Raw genomic sequence first — 20,338 nt, 5'->3', positions numbered from 1 at the left:
AGCTACCGGGCCTGGTAGCTGATCGGGCACCTGCCCTCGGCGCGTGCGACGCCACCGATCTGCGCGGGCACCGGTCGGGGATAGGCCGACCAGCCCGGCGTCATCTCATAGCTGCTCAGCAGGTGCGTGACCGCCGTCGTCATCGCGGCCAGTGAGAACGGTTGCGCCGGGCAGGAATGCCGGCCGTGCCCGAACGCCGTGACCAGTGCCGGACTGGCCAATGCCGACACGTCGGCCAGCCGGTGCCCGGTCCAGCGGTCCGGATCCCAGCTATCCAGGTCCGGCGCGGCTGTGGTGTTCAGCAGTGGCAGTAGGGTGGCGACGGTCCAGCCCGGCGGCACGTCGTAGACGGCGTCACCGGTGTCCAGGTGGACCGGTTTGAGCACGGTCCGCGACATGATCGAGCGTTGCGCGAGCCGGGTGCTCTCCAGTGCGCAGCGACGGGCCAGATCGGCATCGCCGGCCACGATCCGCTGCGCCGCAGCTGGGTGTTCGAGAATGTCGACCATCGTCCAGCCCACTGCGGCAGCAAGATTCGACATCGACGCGATGTGGATCAACGCGATATCGAAGGCGATACCCCTGAGCTGCTCCTCGGCCGGCGCATCGGTCCACGCGGTCACGATTCGGCAGAACAGCGAATCTGGGCCGCCGGTGTCACCCTTCCATCGGTCGACCGAGGCGCCCACGATCTCGACCACTTCGTCGAGCGCGGCCCGCTCAGCGCGCTTACCGGAGGCTTCGACCTCGGCCATCGTATCGGGATGGACGAACGCGTCGGATCCGTCGAGGATGTCGAAAGCCGTTACCAGGCGGTCGAACTTGTCACCGACGGCGCAGCCCGGCCCGGCCCACGACGCCAAGCCCATCCGATGGCTGAGCCGTCGCGTCAGATCGAATGCATCGACCGAACCGGCCGGTCCCAACTCGGTGACGGTCCGCTCGAGAGCCAGCTTGAGGTTTTGCAGATAGGCGGCCACGTCGTCGCGCCGAAACAAGGTGCCAGGCAGGACGCGCCTGCCGTCGAAGAGCTCCTCGGGCAGTTTGCGTCGCAACATCAGGTAGTCGGCGACACCTTTGCTGGCGCGTTCCTCTGGCAGCGCGTAGAACGATTCGACGCCGGTCGGGGAGAAGGTGAACAGATAGTTGTCCCCGCCGCTGCGCAGCGCGAAGGTGTCTCCGTAGCGGTGCCGCGCCGACGCGATCGCCCCGACGGCATCGTCCACCGCGACGTCCCAGGGCAGCCCGGTATCGGCGGCGAACGGTGGGGAAGGCGAAACGGTCACTCTCTACAGCCCGGTGCGGCTGCGCACCGCATGCACAACTCCGCGCACCGCGGACTCGGTGGCCGAGATCGGCGACACCACCGCCTCGCCGACGTCGACGATGCGCTCCACCCGGTCGACGATGCCCTCAAGACGGTCCACCATCGCGATCAACCGCGGCGCCAGCTCGTCGATGCGGCTGATCGTCTCGTTGAACCGCTCCAGGGTGGCATCGAGGGCATCCGTCGACCCGTTGAGATCGATGAGTGTCTCGGTCAGGCCGGTGAGAACGGTGTCCACCTGCTCGACGGTGACATCGGCGTTGAGTGCTGCCTGGGCGAGCGTTCTGAGTCGTTGCTGGGCCGGTCGTGTACGCGGGGTCCGGGCATCCCTGTCTGCCATGGTTGCCAGTATGGGCGCTGGACCTGGCGGTCAGACGGACAATTAGAGTTTCGACGCCGCCGCGGCGTCGAGCAACCACACCGTCTGCTCGGTGCCGACAGCCCCCGCCGCGGGCCAATCGACAGCTTCGGCGCCGCCCACCGCCGCCGCGACCGCGTCAGCCTTCTCCGCGCCCGCCACCACCAGCCAGACCTCGCGAGACCGGTTGACCGCGGGCAGCGTCAACGTGATTCGCCGCGGCGGGGGCTTGGGTGAATCCTCGACCCCGACGACGAACCGGGTCTTCTCCAGCACCGCGGGCGTGTGCGGGAACAACGAGTTCACGTGTCCTTCCGGCCCCATCCCGAGCAGGTGCACATCGAAGGCCGGGGTCGGCTCGCCCTCGCTGGCGTTGGCGGCCAGCACGGTTTCGTAGGCAAGCGCGGCAGCGTCGAGGTCCGACCCGAACTCACCATCGGAGGCGGCCATCGGGTGAATGTTGCGGGCCGGGATGTCGATAGCGTCGAGAAGCGCTTCGCGGGCTTGCTTCTCGTTGCGCTCGTCATCGGCTTCGGGCACGTACCGCTCGTCGCCCCAGAACAGGTGCACCACCGACCAGTCGATCGCACTGCCGTGCTCCCCGACATGCTTGAGCAGCTTCACCCCGGTGCCGCCGCCGGTCAACACGATGAACGCCTGACCCCTGGCCTCGATCGCGGCGGTGATCGCCCCGATCAGGCGGTCACCGGCGGCCGCCACCAACTCGTCGGTACCGGCGTAAGTCTGCACAATCGCGGTCATATGTACTGCACCTTATCTATGCCTTTGAGGGCGGACAGGTAGATCTCGTCGGCGTCGAGCCTGCGCATGTCTTCGGCCAGGCACTCTCGAGTTTCCCTGCGTGCCAACGGGAGTCTGGCCTCGGGCTTGGCGGTCCGGGACAAGGTGGCGGTGACACCGTCCTGGGGCCTGCTGAGCGTGATGGTCTCGCTCGCCCGGATCAGCTCGACCTTCAGGTCTCCGACGGCACGTTGTACCGGGCCGTCGATCCGGCTCGCCAGCCACCCCGCCAGGATGTCCAGGGCCGGCTCCTCCTTGCGGCCCGACACCAAAGCCGACTCGATGGGCTCGTGCGGCCCCTGATCCAGGGCCGAGGTCAGCATCGCCCGCCAATAGGTGATCCGGCTCCACGCCAGGTCGGTGTCGCCGGGGGTGTAACCCTCCAACCTGCTCTTGATGCAGGCCAGCGGATCCTGGCCCAGAGTGGCGTCGGTGATGCGACGGATTGCCAACTGCCCCAAAGGATCCTGAGCTGGTACTCGAGGAGCGAGATCTGGCCACCAAGCCACCACCGGGGTGTCGGGCAGCAGGAACGGCGTGACGACGCTGCTGGCCTGTGCGGCCAGCGGCCCGGACAGTTTGAGCACCACCACCTCACCCGCGCCGGCGTCGTGGCCGACCCGGATCTGGGCATCGAGTTTCGCGTCGTCGGCGTCGCGGTCGACCGGCAGGACGACGATCACCCGGCAGGGATGCTCGCGGCTGGCGGCGTTCGCGGCCTCGATCGACTCTTCCAGCACTCCTGGGCTGTCCGGTGCGATGACGAGCGTCAGCACCCTCGCCATGGTGAAGGCGCCGCCTTCTTCCCGCAGGGCGTCCAGCCTCTTGTTGACCGCGTTGGTCGTGGTGGCTTCGAGGTCGACGATCACTTAGGGCCTCCGCCATTCCCGGCCGGTGCGCCGCAGCATCTCGAACGCTGACTCCGGGCCCCAGCCGCCTGCCTCGTAGGGATCGGGGCGTGCCAGTGCCTCAGAATCAAGGCGAGCCCAGTAGTCCAGCGCGGGATCGAGTATCTTCCAGGACAATTCGACCTCCTGGTTCACCGGGAACAGCGATGGCTCACCGAGCAGAACGTCAAGGATGAGTCGCTCGTAGGCTTCGGGGGAGTCCTCGGCGAAGGCCGACCCGTAGGAGAAGTCCATGTTGACATCGCGGACCTCCATCGAGTGGCCGGGCACCTTCGACCCGAACCTCAGCGTGATGCCCTCGTCGGGTTGCACCCGGATCACCAGCGCGTTCTTGCCGAGTTCGTCAGTCATCGTCGCGTCGAACGGCAGGTGCGGGGCCCGCTTGAACACCAAGGCGATCTCAGTCACCCTGCGGCCCAGCCGTTTTCCGGTGCGCAGATAGAACGGCACCCCGGCCCAGCGGCGGGTGTCGACTTCCAGGGTGATGGCGGCGAACGTCTCGGTGGTGGAGGTCTTCGAGAAACCGTCCTCCTCGAGCAGCCCGAACACCTTCTCGCCGCCCTGCCAGCCCGCCGTGTACTGACCGCGGGAGGTGTTTTCGTCCAGCGGTTCCGCCAGCCGGGTTGCCGAGAGCACCTTGATCTTTTCGGCCTGCAGTTCGGCGGGGCTGAAGCTGACCGGCTCTTCCATCGCGGTGAGAGCGAGCAGCTGCGTCAGGTGGTTCTGGATGACATCCCTGGCAGAGCCGACGCCGTCGAAGTAGCCGGCCCGCCCGCCGAGGCCGATGTCCTCGGCCATCGTGATCTGCACGTGGTCGACGTAGTGCGCGTTCCAGATCGGGTCGAACAGCTGGTTGGCGAACCGCAGCGCCAAGATGTTCTGGACCGTCTCCTTGCCCAGATAGTGGTCGATGCGGAACACCGACTCCTCCGGGAAGACGCTGTTGACCACATGGTTGAGAGACTTCGCACTGTCCAGGTCGTGTCCGAAGGGCTTCTCGATCACCACCCGGCTCCAGCGGTCGCCGTCGGGCCGGGCCAGTCCCGACCTGGACAGCTGCTCGCACACCGTCGGGAACGCCTTCGGCGGAATCGACAGGTAGAAGGCGTGATTGCCGCCCGTACCCCGTTCAGCGTCGAGCTTGTCCAGTGTCTCCTTCAACGAGGCGAATGAGGCGTCGTCGTCGAACGTGCCCTGCACGAAGCGGATGCCCTCGCTGAGCCGGTCCCAGACCTCCTGCCGGAACGGCGTGCGGGCATGCGCCTTGACCGCGTCGTGCACGATCTTGGCGAAATCCTGGTCCGCCCACTCGCGCCGTGCGAACCCGATCAGGGCGAACGTGGGTGGCAACAGCCCGCGGTTCGCTAGGTCGTAGATCGCCGGCATCAGCTTCTTGGTGGCGAGGTCACCCGTGACCCCGAAGATCACCACCCCGCACGGGCCGGCGATGCGGGGCATCCGCTTGTCGCGCTTGTCCCGTAACGGGTTAACCCAATCGGCGGATGCGGTTCCGCTCATTTGTTGGCGGCATCCAGCTGCTCTTGGGTCGCGTCGATCAGCTCCTGCCAGGACTTCTCGAACTTCTCCACGCCCTCGTCTTCGAGCACGACGAAGACGTCGGTGAGGTCGATGCCGACAGCCTCGAGCTTGTCGAAGACAGCCTGCGCTTCCGCGGCGGTTCCGCTGACGGTGTCACCGGTCACGACGCCGTGGTCGGCGACGGCATCAAGGGTCTTCTCGGGCATGGTGTTGACGGTGTTGGGCCCGACCAGCTCGGTGACGTACAGGGTGTCGGAGTAGTCGGGGTTCTTGACTCCGGTGGACGCCCAGAGCGGCCGCTGCACCGGCGCGCCGTCCGCTTTGAGCGCCTCGTACCGGCTTCCGCCGCCGAAGACCTCTTCGTAGGCCGCATAGGCGAGACGGGCGTTGGCCACACCGGCCTGCCCGCGCAGTGCGAGCGCCTCCTCGGATCCGATGCTCTCCAGCCGCTTGTCGATCTCGGTGTCGACGCGGGAGACGAAGAAGGATGCGACCGAGTGGATCTTCGACAGGTCGTGCCCGGCTTCCTTGGCCTTCTCCAGTCCGGCCAGGTACGCGTCGATGACCAGCTTGTGCCGCTCCACCGAGAAGATCAGCGTGACGTTGACGGAGATGCCTTCGGCGATCACCGCGGTGATCGCGGGCAGACCAGCCTTGGTGGCCGGAATCTTGATCAGCACGTTGGGGCGGTCGACGATCTTCCACAGCTCGATCGCCTGCAGGATCGTCTTGTCGGTGTCGTGCGCCAGGCGCGGGTCAACCTCGATGGACACCCGGCCGTCGACTCCGCCGGAGGCCCTGAAAACCTCGGCGAACACGTCGCAGGCATTGCGGACGTCATCGGTGGTGACCGTACGGATGGTGGCGTCCACATCGGCGCCGCGCTCGGCCAGCTCGTTGACCTGGGCGTCATAGGCATTGCCCTTGGACAGCGCCGCCTGGAAGATCGACGGGTTGGTGGTCACACCCACCACGCTCTTGGTGTCCCGGAGCTCGGCCAGATTGCCTGACTGCAGACGGTCGCGGGACAGGTCGTCGAGCCATACGGACACGCCTGCGGCGCTCAGTGCGGCCAGGTTGGGGTTCTGTGTCATTGCTCTTGCCTCAATCTATGTCTGGAGGGTTGCTGATTCAGTTGTCCAACGTGCGTTCTGCGGCCGCGACAACCGCCTCCGGGGTGAACCCGAACTCGCGGAACAGCGTCTTGTCGTCGGCGGACTCGCCGTAGTGCTCGATCGAGATGATCTCGCCGGTGTCGCCTACCAGCTTGTGCCACGGCATCGCGATACCGGCTTCGACAGCGACCCGGGCCGAGACGCCCGGGGGGAGCACACTGTCGCGGTACTCCTTGGGCTGGCTTTCGAACCATTCGACGCAGGGCATCGAAACCACATAGGCGGTGATGTCCTTGGCGGCCAACAACTTCTTGGCCTCCACTGCCAACTGCAGTTCCGAACCGGTGGCGATGATGATGACGTCGGCGTCATCTGCCGGATTGCCACCGCCGAGCACGTAGCCGCCCTTGGCCACGCCGTCGGCGTCGGTTCCTTCCAACACGGGGATGCCCTGTCGGGTGAGGATGAAACCCACCGGACCGCTGCCGTTGCCGCGAGCCAGGATGGAGCGCCACGCATTCGCCGTCTCGTTCGGGTCGCCCGGCCGGACCACCGACAGGTTCGGGATGGCCCGCAACGCGGCCAGGTGCTCGATCGGCTGGTGGGTGGGTCCGTCCTCGCCGAGACCGATGGAGTCGTGGGTCCAGATGTAGATGGTGTCGATGTCCATCAGCGACGCCAGCCGGACCGCGCCGCGCATGTAATCGGCGAACTGCAGGAACGTGCCGCCGAATGCTCGAGTCGGGCCGTGCAGCGCGATGCCGGACAGGATCGAACCCATCGCGTGCTCGCGGATGCCGAAGTGCAGCACCCGTCCGTACGGATCGGCCGTGTAGTCCTTGGTCGAGATCGACGTCGGGCCGAAGGATTTCGCGCCCGCGATGGTGGTGTTGTTGCTACCCGCCAGATCGGCGGAGCCGCCCCACAGTTCGGGCAGCTTCGGTGCGACGTCGTTGAGCACCTTGCCGAAGGCGGCCCGGGTGGCCAGCGGCTTGGAACCCGGCTCCCAGTAGGTGATGTCGGCATCCCAGCCCTCGGGCAGTTCCTGCGCCAGCAGCCGGTCCAGCAGCTTCTTGCGTTCCGGCTCGCGCTCGGCCCAGGCGTCGAACTCGGGCTGCCACTTCTCGTGTGCCTCGCGGCCGCGCTCCACCAGCTTGCGGGTGTGCTCGATGACCTCGTCGCGGACCTCGAACTTCTTCTCCGGGTCGAAGCCCAGCACGCGCTTGGTGGCGGCCACCTCGTCGTCGCCCAGCGCCGAGCCGTGCACGCCGCCGGTGTTCATCTTGGTCGGCGCGGGATAGCCGATGATCGTGCGCAGCTGGATGAACGACGGCTTGTCGGTCACGGCCTTGGCCGCCTCGATGGCCGCTTCGATACCCGTGACGTTCTCGCCGCCCTCGACCTCCTGCACATGCCAGCCGTAGGCGCGGTAGCGGTCAGCGACGTTCTCGCTCAAAGCGATGTTCGTGTCGTGCTCGATGGAGATCTGGTTGTGGTCGTAGAACACGATCAGGTTGCCCAGCTGCTGGGTGCCGGCCAGCGACGACGCCTCGGAGGTGACGCCCTCTTCGATGTCGCCGTCGGAGGCGATCACGTAGATGAAGTGGTCGAACGGGCTGGTGCCGGGTGCCGCGTCCGGGTCGAAAAGACCGCGCTCGTAGCGCGCGGCCATTGCCATGCCGACCGCCGATGCCAGGCCCTGCCCCAGCGGTCCGGTGGTGATCTCCACACCGTCGGTGTGCCGGAACTCCGGGTGACCGGGCGTCTTGGATCCCCACGTCCGCAGCGACTCGATATCGGAGAGCTCGAGGCCGAAGCCGCCGAGGTAGAGCTGGATGTAGAGCGTGAGGCTGCTGTGTCCGCAGGACAGCACGAAGCGGTCGCGGCCCAGCCAGTGCACATCGCTGGGGTCGTGGCGCATCTGGCGCTGGAACAGCGTGTACGCCAGCGGGGCCAGGCTCATCGCGGTCCCGGGGTGGCCGTTTCCGACCTTCTGCACGGCATCCGCCGCGAGTACCCGGACGGTGTCCACCGCCTCCGAATCGACGTCAACCCAGTTGTCCGGGTGATGGGGTCGGGTCAGTTCGGAAATCTCTTCGACTGTCGTCACAAGCACACTCCTCGATGGCACGTCTGGCTGGCAAGCCGTTCTAGGCAACCCTAATGGTCGTGGGTCCGTCGCTGCAGGGCACATCCGCCAGGATTTCGCCGACCCTTCACCTTGGGATGGTCGATGCGCCGTGCGAACCTGTCCAGAACCGACCCTGCGGTAACGGGGCCGTTCGACTTCGGTCTACCATCGTCTGTAGTAGAAGCTGCGCGGCTGCCGCCCCCCCTCGCGATATTTAGGAGTTACCTGCGTGAGCATTCGCGAGCGCTATCACAACAAAGGGGCGCCCAGCCGGTTGCGTACCAGATTGCTGGCGTACCTCGCGCTCACCAAACCCCGAGTGATCGAGCTGCTGCTCGTGACCACCATCCCCGCGATGCTGTTGGCCGAGCGCGGCATCGTCAATCCGCTGTTGATCGTCAACACCCTCTTCGGCGGCATGCTGGCCGCCGCAGGTGCCAACACGCTGAACTGCGTCGCCGACGCCGACATCGACAAGGTGATGAAGCGCACTGCGCTGCGTCCGCTGGCGCGAGAGACCGTGCCCACCAGGCACGCCCTGATCTTCGGGCTGGCCACCTCGATCGGTTCGTTCTTCTGGCTGTGGTGGACCACCAACCTGCTCTCCGGTGTGCTCGCCGTCGCCACCATCGCTTTCTACGTCTTCGTCTACACGCTGCTGCTCAAGCGGCGCACCTCCCAGAACGTGGTGTGGGGTGGTGCCGCGGGGTGCATGCCGGTGATGATCGGCTGGTCGGCGGTCACCGGGACCATCGGCTGGCCCGCGCTGGTGATGTTCGCGATCATCTTCTTCTGGACGCCACCGCACACCTGGGCGCTGGCGATGCGCTACAAGGACGACTACAAGGCGGCGGGCGTGCCGATGCTGCCCGCGGTACGCACGGAGCGTCAGGTCACCTTCCAGATCGTCATCTACACCTGGGTGACCGTGCTGGCGACGCTGGCGCTGGCCCCGGCGGCGGGGTGGCTGTACGCATCGGTCGCCCTACTGGCCGGGGTGTGGTTCCTGGCGATGGCCCATCAGCTCTACGCCGGTGTGCGCCGCGGCGAACCGGTCAAGCCACTGAAGCTGTTCCTGCAGTCGAACAACTATCTGGCCGTGGTGTTCTGCGCGCTGGCCGTCGACTCGGCCCTGTCGTTGCCGCTCATCTTCCGCTGAGCCGCCGAGCCCAACCGGCGGGCTGAGCGCCTCGCTAGGGGACCAGCACGATCGACCCGACCGTCTTGCGGCCCTGCAGATCGCGATGGGCCTGCTCGGCCTGCTCCAGCGGGTAGCGCTCGCTGACGGTGATGGTGATCGCCTCCGAGGCGATCGCGTCCAGGACCTCGCCGGCGCGCCAGGAGAACTCGTCGGGCGTCCGGGTGAAATGCGCCAGCGTGGGCCTGGTCAGGTAGACCGAGCCGGCGCTGTTGAGCCGCTGCGGGTCGACCGGCGGTACCGGGCCGCTGGCCGCCCCGAACAGCGCGAGCGTGCCCCGGATGGCCAAGCTGGCCAGGCTGGCGTCGAATGTGCTGGCGCCGACCCCGTCGTAGACGGCGGCGACGCCGGCGCCATTGGTCAACTCGCGGATGGTGGCGGCGAATTCGGTGGGATCCTCCGGATAATCCAAGACCTCGACGGCACCCGCCTGTCGGGACAGTTCGGCCTTCTCCGGAGTGGACACGGTGGTGATCACCCGGGTGCCGATGCTGGTCGCCCACTGCGTCAGGATCAGCCCGACACCGCCGGCGCCGGCATGCACCAGGATGGTGTCCGACGACTGGATCGGGTACACCGACTTGATCAGATAGTGCGCTGTCATCCCCTTGAGCAGGGCCGATGCCGCCGCCTCGGAGGGCACCGCGTCGGGTACGTATGCGACGAAATCAGCTGGTGCCAGGCAGTATTCGGCGTACGCGCCGACGGCGTTGGCGGTCACGACACGGTCGCCGATATTCAGAGCGGCCACGTCGTCGCCGATCGCGGCCACCGTGCCGCACACCTCGCTGCCGACGATGAACGGGACCTCCCGCGGATAGAGCCCGGACCGGAAATAGGTGTCGATGAAGTTCACCCCGACGGCGTCGGCCTTGATCAGTACCTGGCCGGTGCCGGGTTCGGGTTGCGGCTTCTCGACGAAGGTCAGGACTTCAGGACCGCCGGTTTGCGCGATTTCGATTGCGTGCATGCTGACTATCATCCCCAATCGTGAGGTTCGCATGAAGTTGGCACGGCCCGATATCTTCCATCCCAGGATCGTGTTGGCCGGCTGCCCGAAGCTGGTACGAGGTGACGGCGACGACGACGGACTGGTCGCCGCCCTGCGGGAGCGGGGTCTGCACGCCCGCTGGCTGTCCTGGGACGACCCCGCCACGCTCGACAGCGACCTGGTGATCCTGCGGGCCACCTGGGACTACATCGAACGCCTGCAGGACTTCCTGGACTGGACGACGCGGGTGCCCCACCTGCTCAACGCGCCTCCGGTGATCACGTGGAACACCGACAAGCGATACCTGCACGATCTGGCGGTCGCCGGGGTCCCCGTCGTGGAGAGTGAATTCTTCGCGCCGGGGGAGGCGGTGCACCTACCCGGTGGGGAAGTGGTGGTCAAGCCGGCCATCGGTGCGGGATCGGTTGGTGCGCAACGCTTCACCGACCACTGTGCGGCCCGTGATCACGCCGCGAAACTGCAGGAGAACGGCTCGACTGTGTTGGTCCAGCCCTACAACCCGCATGTCGAGGCGGGGGAGACGGCCCTGGTGTTTCTCGGCGGGCGGCCGTCGCATGCGTTCACCAAGGGTCCGATCCTGCCGGCGCCGGGACAACGGCCGGTTTTCGACGAATCCGGCACCTACGCAGAGGAATCGCTGAGCACCGCGGACCCGGACTTCGCACTGTGGGACGTCGGACACGCCGCGCTGGCCGCGGCCGCGGCCCGGCTGGGCACGACACCGGCGGATTTCCTCTACGCCCGGGTGGACATCCTCGGCGGCCACGACGACCCACAGCTGCTGGAGCTGGAACTCGTCGAACCGTCGTTGGGTTGGCGTCAACTGGAGCCAGCCGCGCGCACCGATGCCCAGCGGAACTTCGCGCTGGGAGTCGAATCAGCCCTCGAACGGCTGGATCTCGGTCCGCTCTCGCATCGACGCCCCTAGCGCGGGGCCGCGCCGGCCAACCGGATTCCGGTCGTCACATCGAAGTGATGGACCTCCCGGGCGGACAGGCGAACCGTCGCGCCCGGCGTGATGTCAGCGAGCGTGCCGGCCTCGACCACGCTGGTCAGCCGCTGATCGGCCGCTCGCACAGTGACGATGGCACGCGGACCCAGGAGTTCGACCAGTTCCACGGCCGCTTCGCCGTCGGGTGCTGGGGTCAGCGTGAGGTCGTCGGGGCGGATACCGATGGTCACCGCCGCGGTGTCGGATGCCCCGATGGCGATCCTGATACCCGATTCGGTTCGAAGCTCTCCTGCGCTGACCGCGCCGTCGATCAGGTTCATCTTCGGGCTGCCGACGAACGTCGCGACGAAGGTGTCGGCGGGCCGCAGGTAGACCTCCTCGGGCGGGCCGGCCTGCGCCACCTGGCCGTCGCGCATCACCACGATGCGGTCCGAGAGCGTCATCGCCTCTTCCTGATCGTGGGTGACATACAGCGAGGTGATACCGAGCTGGCGTTGTAACCGCAGCAATTCGGTTCGGGTCTCCACGCGCAGTTTGGCGTCGAGGTTGCTCAGCGGCTCGTCGAACAGGAACACCGCGGGCTCGCGGATGATCGCTCGGCCGATGGCCACCCGCTGCTGCTGGCCACCCGAGAGATCCTTGGGCTTGCGTGCCACGAGTGCACCCAGCCCCAGTGACTCGGCGATCTCGTCGGCCCGGCGCAGTGCTTCCGTGCGGTCGATCCGCTTGGCGCGCAACGGAAAAGCGATATTCTCGCGCACTGACAGGTGTGGGTAGAGCGCATAGTTCTGGAACACCATCGCGATATCGCGTTCTTTGGGTTCCAGCCGGGTGACGTCCCGGTCTGCGATATGAATCGTGCCGGAGGTCACCTCCTCCAGACCGGCCAGCATCCGAAGCGAGGTCGTTTTTCCGCAGCCGGACGGCCCCACCAGAACAGTCATGCTGCCGTCGGCGAGTTCGAGATCCAGCCCGGAGACCACCGTCGCCGTTCCGTAGGACTTGTTGACTTTCGAGAATGTCACTGACGCCATGTGCGAACCTCGCTCGTTGTGTTGACTAGTACTTGACCGCGCCGCCGCTGATCCCTTGGACCAGGCGTCGCTGGATGAAGAAGCTGGCGATCAGGACAGGGATGATCGCGATCATGATGGCCGCACTCATCGCGCCGATCTGGACGCCGCGGAACGTATTGAAGTTCGAGATCGCCACCGGCAGGATCGCGGCGTTTCCCGGAGCCAGGATCAGCCCGTAGAACATGTCGTTCCATGACAGCGTGAACCCGAAGATGCCTGCGGCCCCGATCCCCGGCAACACCTGCGGCAACACCACCAGCCGGAAGGCCTGCCAGCGGGTGAAGCCGTCGACGCGGGCCTGTTCTTCGAGTGAGGAGGGCACCGCTTCGAAGAAGCCGATCAGGAACCAGGTCACCAGCGGCAGCACGAAGCTCAGGTGCGCGAAGATCACCGGGACCAGCGTGTCGGTCAGCCGCAGAGCGTGCGCCATGGTCAGGAACGGGAAGACCATCACCGCCGGCGGCACGACCTGCGCGGCCAGCATGCCGAACCGGGTCAACGAACCGCCGGCGCGGAATTTGGCGATCACGTAGGCGCCCATGCTGCCGACCACCAGGCTGATCGACACGGTGACGAGACCGACGATGAGGCTGCGCCCGGCCGCGGAGAGGATTCCGGAGTCGAGCACCGATCGCCAGTTGTCGAGCGTCGGCCCGAACGTGACCAGGAACGGCTCGGCCATCTGGGCGGGCGTCTTGAAGCTCGCCAACGCCACCCACACGATCGGGACGAGCACGAAGACGAACGTCGCGGTCAGTACGGCGATGCGGAGGATTTCTAACCAGCGGGGGCGGCTCATCGCGTCCTGTTTCTTTCCATCGTGCGGAACGCCACCACGATCACCCCGAGCACCAGCACGAGCACGATGAACGCCATTGCGCTGGCCCCTGCCAGCCGGAAGAACTGGATGCCCTCCAAGTACATGAAGTACTGCAGCGTCTGGGTTTCCGTGCCCGGACCGCCACGGGTGGTGGCGTAGACGTATTCGAAGACTCGCAGCGCGTCCAGTCCGCGCAGCAGCACTGCCACCGTCAGCACCGGGGCGAGCATCGGAATCATCACCCGGCGGAGCTGGTAGAGCGGACTCGCGCCGTCGACGCGCGCGGCCTCCAGCGGCTGCTTGGGCATCGACTCCAGCCCGGCCAGGATGAGCAGCACCATGAACGGAGTCCACTGCCATACGTCGATGAAGGCCAGGGTCAGCAGCGCGCGGCCGGGACCGAAGAAGTCGTAGTCGGCCCCCACCGCGTGCAGGAGCGCCGGAATCGCGCCGATCTGGTCGTTGAGCAGGAACCGGAAGATCAGGCCAACGGCGATGGGGGTGATGAACATGGGCCCGAGCACAATCGCCCTGGACAAGTCCTTGGCCCATTTTTGTTGTTGCAGCGACAACGCGATGGCGAAGCCGATGACCAGCTCCAAGCTCACCGCCACCACCACATACAGGGCGGTGGTGCCGAAGGCCTCCCAGAACGACGAGTTCGTCAATGCGCTGGTGAAATTGGCGGTGCCGACGAACTCGGGTGGTTTCCGGTCGGTCAGGCGGTAGTTGGTGACGCTGAGATAGGCCGCGTAACAAAGCGGGAATCCGACAGCCACAGCGAACAGCGCCAGTAACGGCGCCAGCATGCCGTATTTGAATTTCACTGTGCTGCGCCTATCGCTGCGACCGTCGGATTCCCTTGTCTCACTTCTGAATCCGCTCCGCTGCTGCCTGGGCGTCGCGCAGCGCGTCGGCAACGCTCTTGTTGCCTGCGACCGCTTCGTTGAGTTCGGTTCCCACGGCCTGGATCATTTCTTCACCATTGCGGCCCTGAGTGAGCGGCTCGGCGTTGTTGAGGATCTGACCGACGGTCTTGTAGTAGTCCGCACCGTAGCCATGAGCCAGGACGTCGGCGTTGGTGAGTGAACTCTGCCGAGTGACGGCGCCGCCCTTGGCTACTCGCTGCGCGTCGACGGACGGCGAGGTGATCCACGAGGTGAAGGCCCAGGCCGCATCCGATGTCGCCGAGTTCGCCGGAATCGCCCAACTCCACAGGCCGAGGGCCGACTTGCCGCCGGGGATAGGAGCGAGAGCGAACTGACCTGCACGCTCACCAGAGGCGCCGGCCGGATCGTTGAGCGCGGGCAGGTTCCAGTTGTAGCCGACCATCGAGGCGGCCTGGCCACTGGACACCGAGCGGAATGCCTCGTCGAACGCCCAGGACAGGCTGTTCGGCGGTGCCGCGGTGCGGTAGGTCTCGATGTAGGCGTTCAGAGCGCGGGCGGCCTGCTCGGTGTCGAGAGTGGGTTTGCCGTCCTGGCCGTAGATCGACCCGCCGGCGGCGAACAACCAGTTGGCCCATTCTTCGAAGATCTTGTAGCCGCGCTGGGGCTGCATCGCGATGCCGGCGCGGGTATCGGTCTTGAGCCGCTGTGAGGTCTGCACCAATGCGTCCAGATCCGTCGGCACCTGGAGCTTGGCTTCGGCTAGGTCGCGGGTGTTGTAGATGTAGCCCAGTGCGTAGTTGTAGAACGGCACGCCGTAGGTGGTGCCGTCGACATCGGTGATCTTGGTCAGCGACGGGAAGAAATCATTCGGCTGGTAGTCGGTGGTGGCGTCGATCCGCTTGTTCAGCGGTTGCAGGAACCCGGCTTCCGCGAAGTCATCCATCCACGGGTTGTCGACCACGATCAGGTCGTAGGCCGGGCGCGCCGACTGGAACGACGAGACCAGCCGGTCCCGCATCTGGTCGAAGGTCATGGTCTCGATCTCCATTTTGACCTTCGGATACTTCTGGTTGAATTCACCGACCAGGCTCTTGACGATGTCGGTGTCGGGCACGTTCTCCATGAGAACCCGCACGGTGCCCTCGGTGTCGGTGGGAACGTCGCCGAGCCCGGAAGACTGCTGTTCGCCGGAGCCGCCGCTGCCAGCGCAGCCGGCCAGGGTCAGTGCCCCGGTCAGAACGAGCGCCGGAATCCATCGGGTCGCCGTCGGTCGCGCCGCGTGCCGACGGCGGAACATCGGAATTTTCATAGGTCCTCACTTTTCCTTGTGCGGGTTGGGTGGATCGAGTCGCTCATGCGTGCCCGGCGCGAACTCAATCCATGTAGGCGCCACCGTTGACCGAGAGCGCTTCGCCGGTGATGAACCGGGCGTCATCGGAGACCAGGAATGCCACCGCGCGTGCGACGTCATCGGGGGTCTGCAGGCGAGCCAGCGGGGTGGCGTCGATCCACGACTTCTGGACGCCTTCGGGTGTGGAGCCGGTCAGGCGGGCCTCCCACTCCAGCTCGCGCGATTGCATGGGGGTCGCGACAAACCCGGGGCACACGCAGTTGACGGTGATCTGGTTGGCCGCCAGCTCGAAAGCCATCGCCTGGGTGAGCCCTAGCACGCCGAATTTCGATGCCACATAGTCGGAGAGGAATGGCACGCGGCCCTGCTTGGCGGCCATCGATGCGGTGTTGACGATCGAGCCCTGGGTGCCGGTGCGGATCATCGTCCGCGCGGCGGCCTGCCCGCACAGGAACACGCCCTTGAGGTTGATGTCGAGGGTGCGCTGGTATTGCTCAGGCGAGACGTCGACGAACCGCTCCATCGCCGAGATTCCCGCGTTGTTGACCCAGGCCTGCAGACCGAGGCGATCGGCGACGTCATCGGCCAGCACCGTCGCCGCTGCTCCGTCGGTCACATCGAGATGGGCCGACTCGTGGCCGCGCTCGGCACCGCCGGCCAGTGCGGCGACGGTCTCCGCGGCGCCGGCCGCGTTGACATCGGTGACCACCACTCGCCAGCCACGATCGGCGAGTGTGGTGGCGATGGCGCGGCCGATACCTGAACCGGCGCCGGTGACAACCACGGTGCGGCTGGACGAGCTGGGAGAGGAAGTCATGGTCGGTTCCTTCGTGCGAGGCGGTGTGAGACGGGAGTCAGGACATCGCCGAGCGTGCGCCATTCGGCGTACGCGTCGGCGTAGCGCGCTGCGTTGCGCGCATCGGGGGTGACGGGTTCGCCCAGAGTCCGGAAGTTTGCGGTCTGGTTGAAGTCGACGAGGATGCCGACGCCGACCGCGGCGATCACCGCCGCGCCCAGTGAGGCGCCCGGATGTCCGATGATCGGGGACAGCGGCGTGTCGAGGACGTCGGCGAGGATCTGCTTCCAGAGCACCGAGCGACTGCCACCGTTGGTGACCAGCGCCCGCCGCAGCGGGACGCCCATCGAATCGAAAACCTCGGTGTGGTGTTTGAAGCCGAACGCGATGGCCTCCAGCACCGACCGGTACATGTCGGCACGGCTGTGGGCCAGATCCAGTCCCACGAAGGCGCCGCGCAGATCAGGATCGTGCAACGGGCTCTTCTCGCCGAGAAAGTAGGGGAGACAGAGTATTTCGGCCGGCTCGCGATGCTCCGCCTCGTCGTCGAGCGCGAGCAGGTCGACGCCGCCGGAGAGCGTCTGGAACCACCGGATCAGACTGCCGCTGGTCGCCATGCAGCCGTTGGGAAGCCAGTGTCCTGGGATCGGATGCGCGTCGAGGTACATCCGGCCGTCGATGACCGGACGATCGCTGGCCGCCAGAATGTCGCCGGCGCCGCCGAGCTTCACCAGCCAGTCACCCGCGCTGTTCACACCCGCTGCATAGGCAGACAGCACGTGGTCGGCGCCGCCGACGATGAGGGGTAGACCGACAGGAAGTCCGGTGGCGGCGGCAGCAGCCGAGCTGAGCTCGCCGGCCTGCGCCCCCGGCGCCAGTACCCGCGGCACCAGATCGGTGGCGAGTTCGGCCGCGGTGAACATCGGCTCGAATCGCTCGCCGGCAACGGTGCCGAGCCCGGATTCGATGGCCCAGTTCAATTCCACGTGGGGATCTGCGCCCAAAGCCATCAGCACCCAGTCGTACGAGCCGACCAGATGTGCGGTGTCACTCCAGGTCTCAGGCGCGTGCCGACGCAACCAGAGTGCGGTCGGAGCAACCGACTGCTGGGTGATCGCCGAGCCCGTCGCGGCCAGTACCGCCTCGGCGTCGAGCAGCCCTCTGAGTTCATCGATTTCCCGGGTGGCGCGGGCGTCGTTCTGCAAAAGCGCGCGACCCACCGGCGCGCCGGCGCTGTCCACGGGTACCACCGCGGGAACCATGCCGGTGGTGGCCAGTGCGCCGATCCGCTCGGTACTCACGCCCGATTCGGCCAGCACTGCGCGAATGCCGTCGTGCACGTTGTGCAGCCACTGGGCGGGATCGGCTTCGGCTCGGCCGGGGGCGTCGGCGTAGAGCCGGGTCTCTCGTGCGGCCTGGGCGACGATGCGTGCCTCGGCGACATCGACGAGCACGGTTTTGGTTCCCGTGGTGCCGATGTCGACGCCAATCGTGAACTCTGCCATGCCGTCCTCTCTGTTGGGTGCTGCGCACCAAGCTCCGTCGCAGTGAGATCACACTACCCTGCGTCTGTTAGATTCTCACAAGATATGTGGGAATGTAACGCAATGTCACGAGATTCTGTACGCTAACTGTGATTTAGTAACACCGATCTTGGAACGTGCGGACGATGGACAACGGAGAGGGCTCCTCATGACAACTTGGCTCGACGAGGTATTTGCCGTGCGCAAGCCGGTGATCGCGATGCTGCACCTGGCTGCGTTGCCCGGCGATCCCGGATTCGATTCCGTCGCGGGAATCGCCGCTGTCGTCGACCGGGCGCGCGGTGAACTTGCGGCGCTGCAGGAGGGCGGCGTCGACGGCGTGATGATCTCCAATGAGTTCAGCCTGCCGTACCTCACGCAGACCGAGCCGATCACCGCGATCACGATGGCACGAGTGATCGGTGAGTTGCTGGGGGAATTCACCGTCCCCTTCGGCGTCAATGTGTTGTGGGACGGCCGAGCGTCTATCGACCTGGCCGTCGCAACCGGAGCGCAGTGGGTGCGGGAGATCTTCACCGGTGTCTATGCCAGCGACTTCGGGCTGTGGAACACCAACGTCGGGGCGACCGCCCGCCATCGCCACCGCATCGGCGGCGATGGCGTGAAGTTGTTGTTCAACATCGTGCCGGAATCTGCTGTCTACCTCGCTGAGCGTGATCTCGCGTCGGTCACGGCGACGACGGTGTTCGCCACCCGGCCCGACGCGATCTGCGTCTCGGGCCTCACGGCGGGGGCGCCGACCGACTCGCAGGCGCTACGCGTGGTCAAGGATTCGGCCGGCGCAGTGCCGGTCTTCGTCAATACCGGTGTGCGTGCACACAATGCGGCGGATCAGCTGTCGATCGCCGACGGGGCGATCGTCGGCACCTACTTCAAGGAAGACGGTCTCTTCGAGAATAGGGCGGTCGCCTCCAGGGTCGCCGAATTGATGGGTGTGGTCAAAGAATTCCGTCAGACGTTATGAGTGAGGATCTTCGTCGGCTCGCGGTCGAGGCTGCGCGTCGCGGAGCAGCTGTCTGTCTGCAGAAACTGGGCGAATCGGTCGACGTGGCGACCAAGAGCGCGCCCGGTGACGTGGTGACCGCTGTGGATCGTGCTGCCGAGGAGGTGGTACGCGCAGTCCTCCTCGCGGCCAGGCCCCATGATTCGGTGCTGGGTGAGGAACTTGCCGAACATGTCGGTTCGGGAACGCTGCAGTGGGTGGTGGACCCCCTCGATGGCACCACCAACTACACCCGTCGAATTCCCTACTTCGCCACGTCGGTGGGGGTGCGTTCGATCTCCGACGGTAGTTGGCTGGCGGGTGCGGTGTCCGCACCCGCCCTGGGATCCACCTGGAGCGCAGCCAAAGGTGCTGGCGCACAACTCGAGTCGAATGGCGAGACGGTGGCGTTGCCGATTTCGCTGCTGCAGTCGACGGTGCGCCTGGTCGGGACCGGGCTGTCCTACGACCCGGGTCATCGTCGGCGTCAACTGCGGGAGCTGAACACCCTGATGGCCGGATACACCGACATGCGGCGGTTCGGTGCGGCGGCAATCGATCTGTGCCTGCTGGCACAAGGCAGTCTCGACGCGTTTGTCGAGGATGATCTGGCGGTCCACGACTGGGCGGCGGGCGCCTTGATCGCTGAAGAGGCTGGAGCCGAGGTCATGCGGGACTCCGGCGCGGTGTCAGCCCGCTGGCGTTGACCGGGCGGCGTTGACGCACACCACGTCGACGCCTGCGGCCCTCAGTGCCGCGACCGTCGGATGCGCCGGCGATCCATCGGTGACGAGCACCGAAATATCGGCCACTGGAGCGACATTGATCAATTGCACGCGGCCCAGTTTGGTGGCGTCGGCGGCCACTATCACCCGGTCTGCCGAGCGCATGGCCGCCTGCTTGACGTTGCCCTCTTCTCGGTGATACTCCGACGCCCCGCGCTTACCGTCCACGCCCGCGATACCCATCACGTAGGTGTCGCAGTTGTAGCGCAAGTAGAAATCCTCGGCCTCCGCGCCGATCAGGCTGAGTTCCCCCGGGCGGACCTTGCCGCCAGTCAGCAGGATCGTGGTCTCCGGTTCGTCGGCCAGCTCGACAGCCACCAGAACGCTGGGGGTGATCACCGTCAGCCCGAGATCGCGGCCCCGCAGAGCGCGCGCCACGGCCAGTACGGTGCTGCCGCTGTCGAGGATCACCGTCTCGTGTGGAGTCAGCAGGTCGGCGACCGCGCGCGCGATGTGCAGTTTCTCGTCGGCGGAATCGGCCGCCCGCGCGGCAAAGGATGGCTCGGTCGATTTGCCGCCGAACGCGATTGCCCCGCCGAGCACCCGACGCGCAACGCCCTGATCCTCCAACCGCTCGATATCACGGCGGATGGTCATCGCCGAAACACCGAATTCATCGGCCAGCGTGGCGAAGTCCACCTCGCGGTCGGTGTGGATGCGGGCGGCGATCGCCGCCCGCCGAGCGTGTGAGCTCAAGCCAGGTGCCATGCAGCTCAGCATAGAGCAGGCTGTTAATTATTCACAGATATCACA

At 66.3% G+C, this 20,338-nt stretch carries 19 protein-coding genes; 4 read left to right on the top strand and 15 right to left on the bottom strand.

The window, feature by feature from the left end:
• Nucleotides 1-2: 2 nt before the first annotated feature.
• From H7J73_RS12765 to tkt, 7 genes are read right to left on the bottom strand one after another with little or no spacing between them, the layout of a single operon-like run.
• Nucleotides 3-1,286, bottom strand: coding sequence for a cytochrome P450 (locus tag H7J73_RS12765; protein WP_264067752.1), 1,284 nt, complete (start codon nt 1,284-1,286; stop codon nt 3-5).
• 3 nt (nt 1,287-1,289) lie between these two features.
• The gene (locus H7J73_RS12760) at nt 1,290-1,667 is read right to left on the bottom strand and encodes an ATPase (RefSeq protein WP_264067750.1); all 378 of its coding nucleotides are present in this window, start codon (nt 1,665-1,667) and stop codon (nt 1,290-1,292) included.
• A 42-nt stretch (nt 1,668-1,709) separates the two neighbouring features.
• Nucleotides 1,710-2,447 carry a 6-phosphogluconolactonase gene (pgl, locus tag H7J73_RS12755; protein ID WP_264067749.1) on the bottom strand — a complete coding sequence of 246 codons (738 nt, stop codon included), beginning with the start codon at nt 2,445-2,447 and terminating at the stop codon, nt 1,710-1,712.
• Entirely contained in the window at nt 2,444-3,355 is a 912-nt protein-coding gene (gene opcA, locus H7J73_RS12750; RefSeq protein WP_264067748.1) for a glucose-6-phosphate dehydrogenase assembly protein OpcA, read from the bottom strand. Before opcA ends, pgl begins: the two co-directional genes overlap by 4 nt.
• Nucleotides 3,356-4,912, bottom strand: a complete 1,557-nt coding sequence (gene zwf / locus H7J73_RS12745; RefSeq protein WP_264067745.1) for a glucose-6-phosphate dehydrogenase — start codon at nt 4,910-4,912, stop codon at nt 3,356-3,358.
• Nucleotides 4,909-6,027 carry a transaldolase gene (gene tal / locus H7J73_RS12740; protein ID WP_264067744.1) on the bottom strand — a complete coding sequence of 373 codons (1,119 nt, stop codon included), beginning with the start codon at nt 6,025-6,027 and terminating at the stop codon, nt 4,909-4,911. Before tal ends, zwf begins: the two co-directional genes overlap by 4 nt.
• A 37-nt stretch (nt 6,028-6,064) precedes the next feature.
• A complete protein-coding gene (gene tkt / locus H7J73_RS12735; protein ID WP_264067743.1) occupies nt 6,065-8,158 on the bottom strand; it encodes a transketolase in 2,094 nt (697 codons plus the stop codon).
• A 250-nt stretch (nt 8,159-8,408) separates the two neighbouring features.
• Here tkt and H7J73_RS12730 point away from each other — a divergent pair, with 250 nt between their 5' ends.
• Complete coding sequence (locus tag H7J73_RS12730; RefSeq protein WP_264067742.1) at nt 8,409-9,338, top strand: heme o synthase; 930 nt, start codon at nt 8,409-8,411, stop codon at nt 9,336-9,338.
• Nucleotides 9,339-9,372: 34 nt separating this feature from the next.
• Here H7J73_RS12730 and H7J73_RS12725 read toward each other — a convergent pair whose 3' ends face one another.
• On the bottom strand, nt 9,373-10,347 hold the full coding sequence (locus H7J73_RS12725) for a quinone oxidoreductase family protein (RefSeq protein WP_264067741.1): 975 nt from the start codon (nt 10,345-10,347) through the stop codon (nt 9,373-9,375).
• 31 nt (nt 10,348-10,378) lie between these two features.
• On the opposite strand from H7J73_RS12725, the gene H7J73_RS12720 reads away from it, so the two are divergent.
• A complete protein-coding gene (locus H7J73_RS12720) occupies nt 10,379-11,317 on the top strand; it encodes an ATP-grasp domain-containing protein (RefSeq protein ID WP_264067921.1) in 939 nt (312 codons plus the stop codon).
• Here H7J73_RS12720 and H7J73_RS12715 read toward each other — a convergent pair.
• The 6 genes from H7J73_RS12715 to H7J73_RS12690 all read right to left on the bottom strand — a co-directional run bounded on the left by H7J73_RS12715 (nt 11,314) and on the right by H7J73_RS12690 (nt 17,779).
• A complete protein-coding gene (locus H7J73_RS12715) occupies nt 11,314-12,375 on the bottom strand; it encodes an ABC transporter ATP-binding protein (protein ID WP_264067740.1) in 1,062 nt (353 codons plus the stop codon). The genes H7J73_RS12720 and H7J73_RS12715 overlap by 4 nt on opposite strands.
• Nucleotides 12,376-12,400: 25 nt before the next feature.
• The gene (locus tag H7J73_RS12710) at nt 12,401-13,216 is read right to left on the bottom strand and encodes a carbohydrate ABC transporter permease (RefSeq protein ID WP_264067739.1); all 816 of its coding nucleotides are present in this window, start codon (nt 13,214-13,216) and stop codon (nt 12,401-12,403) included.
• Nucleotides 13,213-14,064, bottom strand: a complete 852-nt coding sequence (locus H7J73_RS12705; RefSeq protein ID WP_264067738.1) for a carbohydrate ABC transporter permease — start codon at nt 14,062-14,064, stop codon at nt 13,213-13,215. The genes H7J73_RS12710 and H7J73_RS12705 overlap by 4 nt, the downstream gene beginning before the upstream one ends.
• A 40-nt stretch (nt 14,065-14,104) precedes the next feature.
• Nucleotides 14,105-15,436 carry an ABC transporter substrate-binding protein gene (locus H7J73_RS12700; RefSeq protein ID WP_264067737.1) on the bottom strand — a complete coding sequence of 444 codons (1,332 nt, stop codon included), beginning with the start codon at nt 15,434-15,436 and terminating at the stop codon, nt 14,105-14,107.
• 64 nt (nt 15,437-15,500) lie between these two features.
• On the bottom strand, nt 15,501-16,295 hold the full coding sequence (locus H7J73_RS12695) for an SDR family NAD(P)-dependent oxidoreductase (RefSeq protein ID WP_264067736.1): 795 nt from the start codon (nt 16,293-16,295) through the stop codon (nt 15,501-15,503).
• Entirely contained in the window at nt 16,292-17,779 is a 1,488-nt protein-coding gene (locus tag H7J73_RS12690) for an FGGY-family carbohydrate kinase (RefSeq protein WP_264067735.1), read from the bottom strand. The genes H7J73_RS12695 and H7J73_RS12690 overlap by 4 nt, the downstream gene beginning before the upstream one ends.
• A gap of 187 nt (nt 17,780-17,966) precedes the next feature.
• Between H7J73_RS12690 and H7J73_RS12685 the strand changes: the two genes are divergently transcribed.
• Nucleotides 17,967-18,782, top strand: coding sequence for a BtpA/SgcQ family protein (locus H7J73_RS12685; RefSeq protein WP_264067734.1), 816 nt, complete (start codon nt 17,967-17,969; stop codon nt 18,780-18,782).
• Nucleotides 18,779-19,507 carry an inositol monophosphatase family protein gene (locus tag H7J73_RS12680; protein ID WP_264067733.1) on the top strand — a complete coding sequence of 243 codons (729 nt, stop codon included), beginning with the start codon at nt 18,779-18,781 and terminating at the stop codon, nt 19,505-19,507. The genes H7J73_RS12685 and H7J73_RS12680 overlap by 4 nt, the downstream gene beginning before the upstream one ends.
• Here H7J73_RS12680 and H7J73_RS12675 read toward each other — a convergent pair.
• The gene (locus tag H7J73_RS12675; protein ID WP_264067732.1) at nt 19,490-20,293 is read right to left on the bottom strand and encodes a DeoR/GlpR family DNA-binding transcription regulator; all 804 of its coding nucleotides are present in this window, start codon (nt 20,291-20,293) and stop codon (nt 19,490-19,492) included. The two genes, H7J73_RS12680 and H7J73_RS12675, sit on opposite strands and share 18 nt — an antisense overlap.
• Between the last annotated feature and the right edge of the window lie 45 nt (nt 20,294-20,338).

Source organism: Mycolicibacterium komossense (assembly GCF_025822605.1).
Lineage (GTDB): Bacteria > Actinomycetota > Actinomycetes > Mycobacteriales > Mycobacteriaceae > Mycobacterium > Mycobacterium komossense.
Note: the sequence above shows the minus strand (reverse complement) of the source record. Positions and strands in the feature narration are given on the sequence as shown.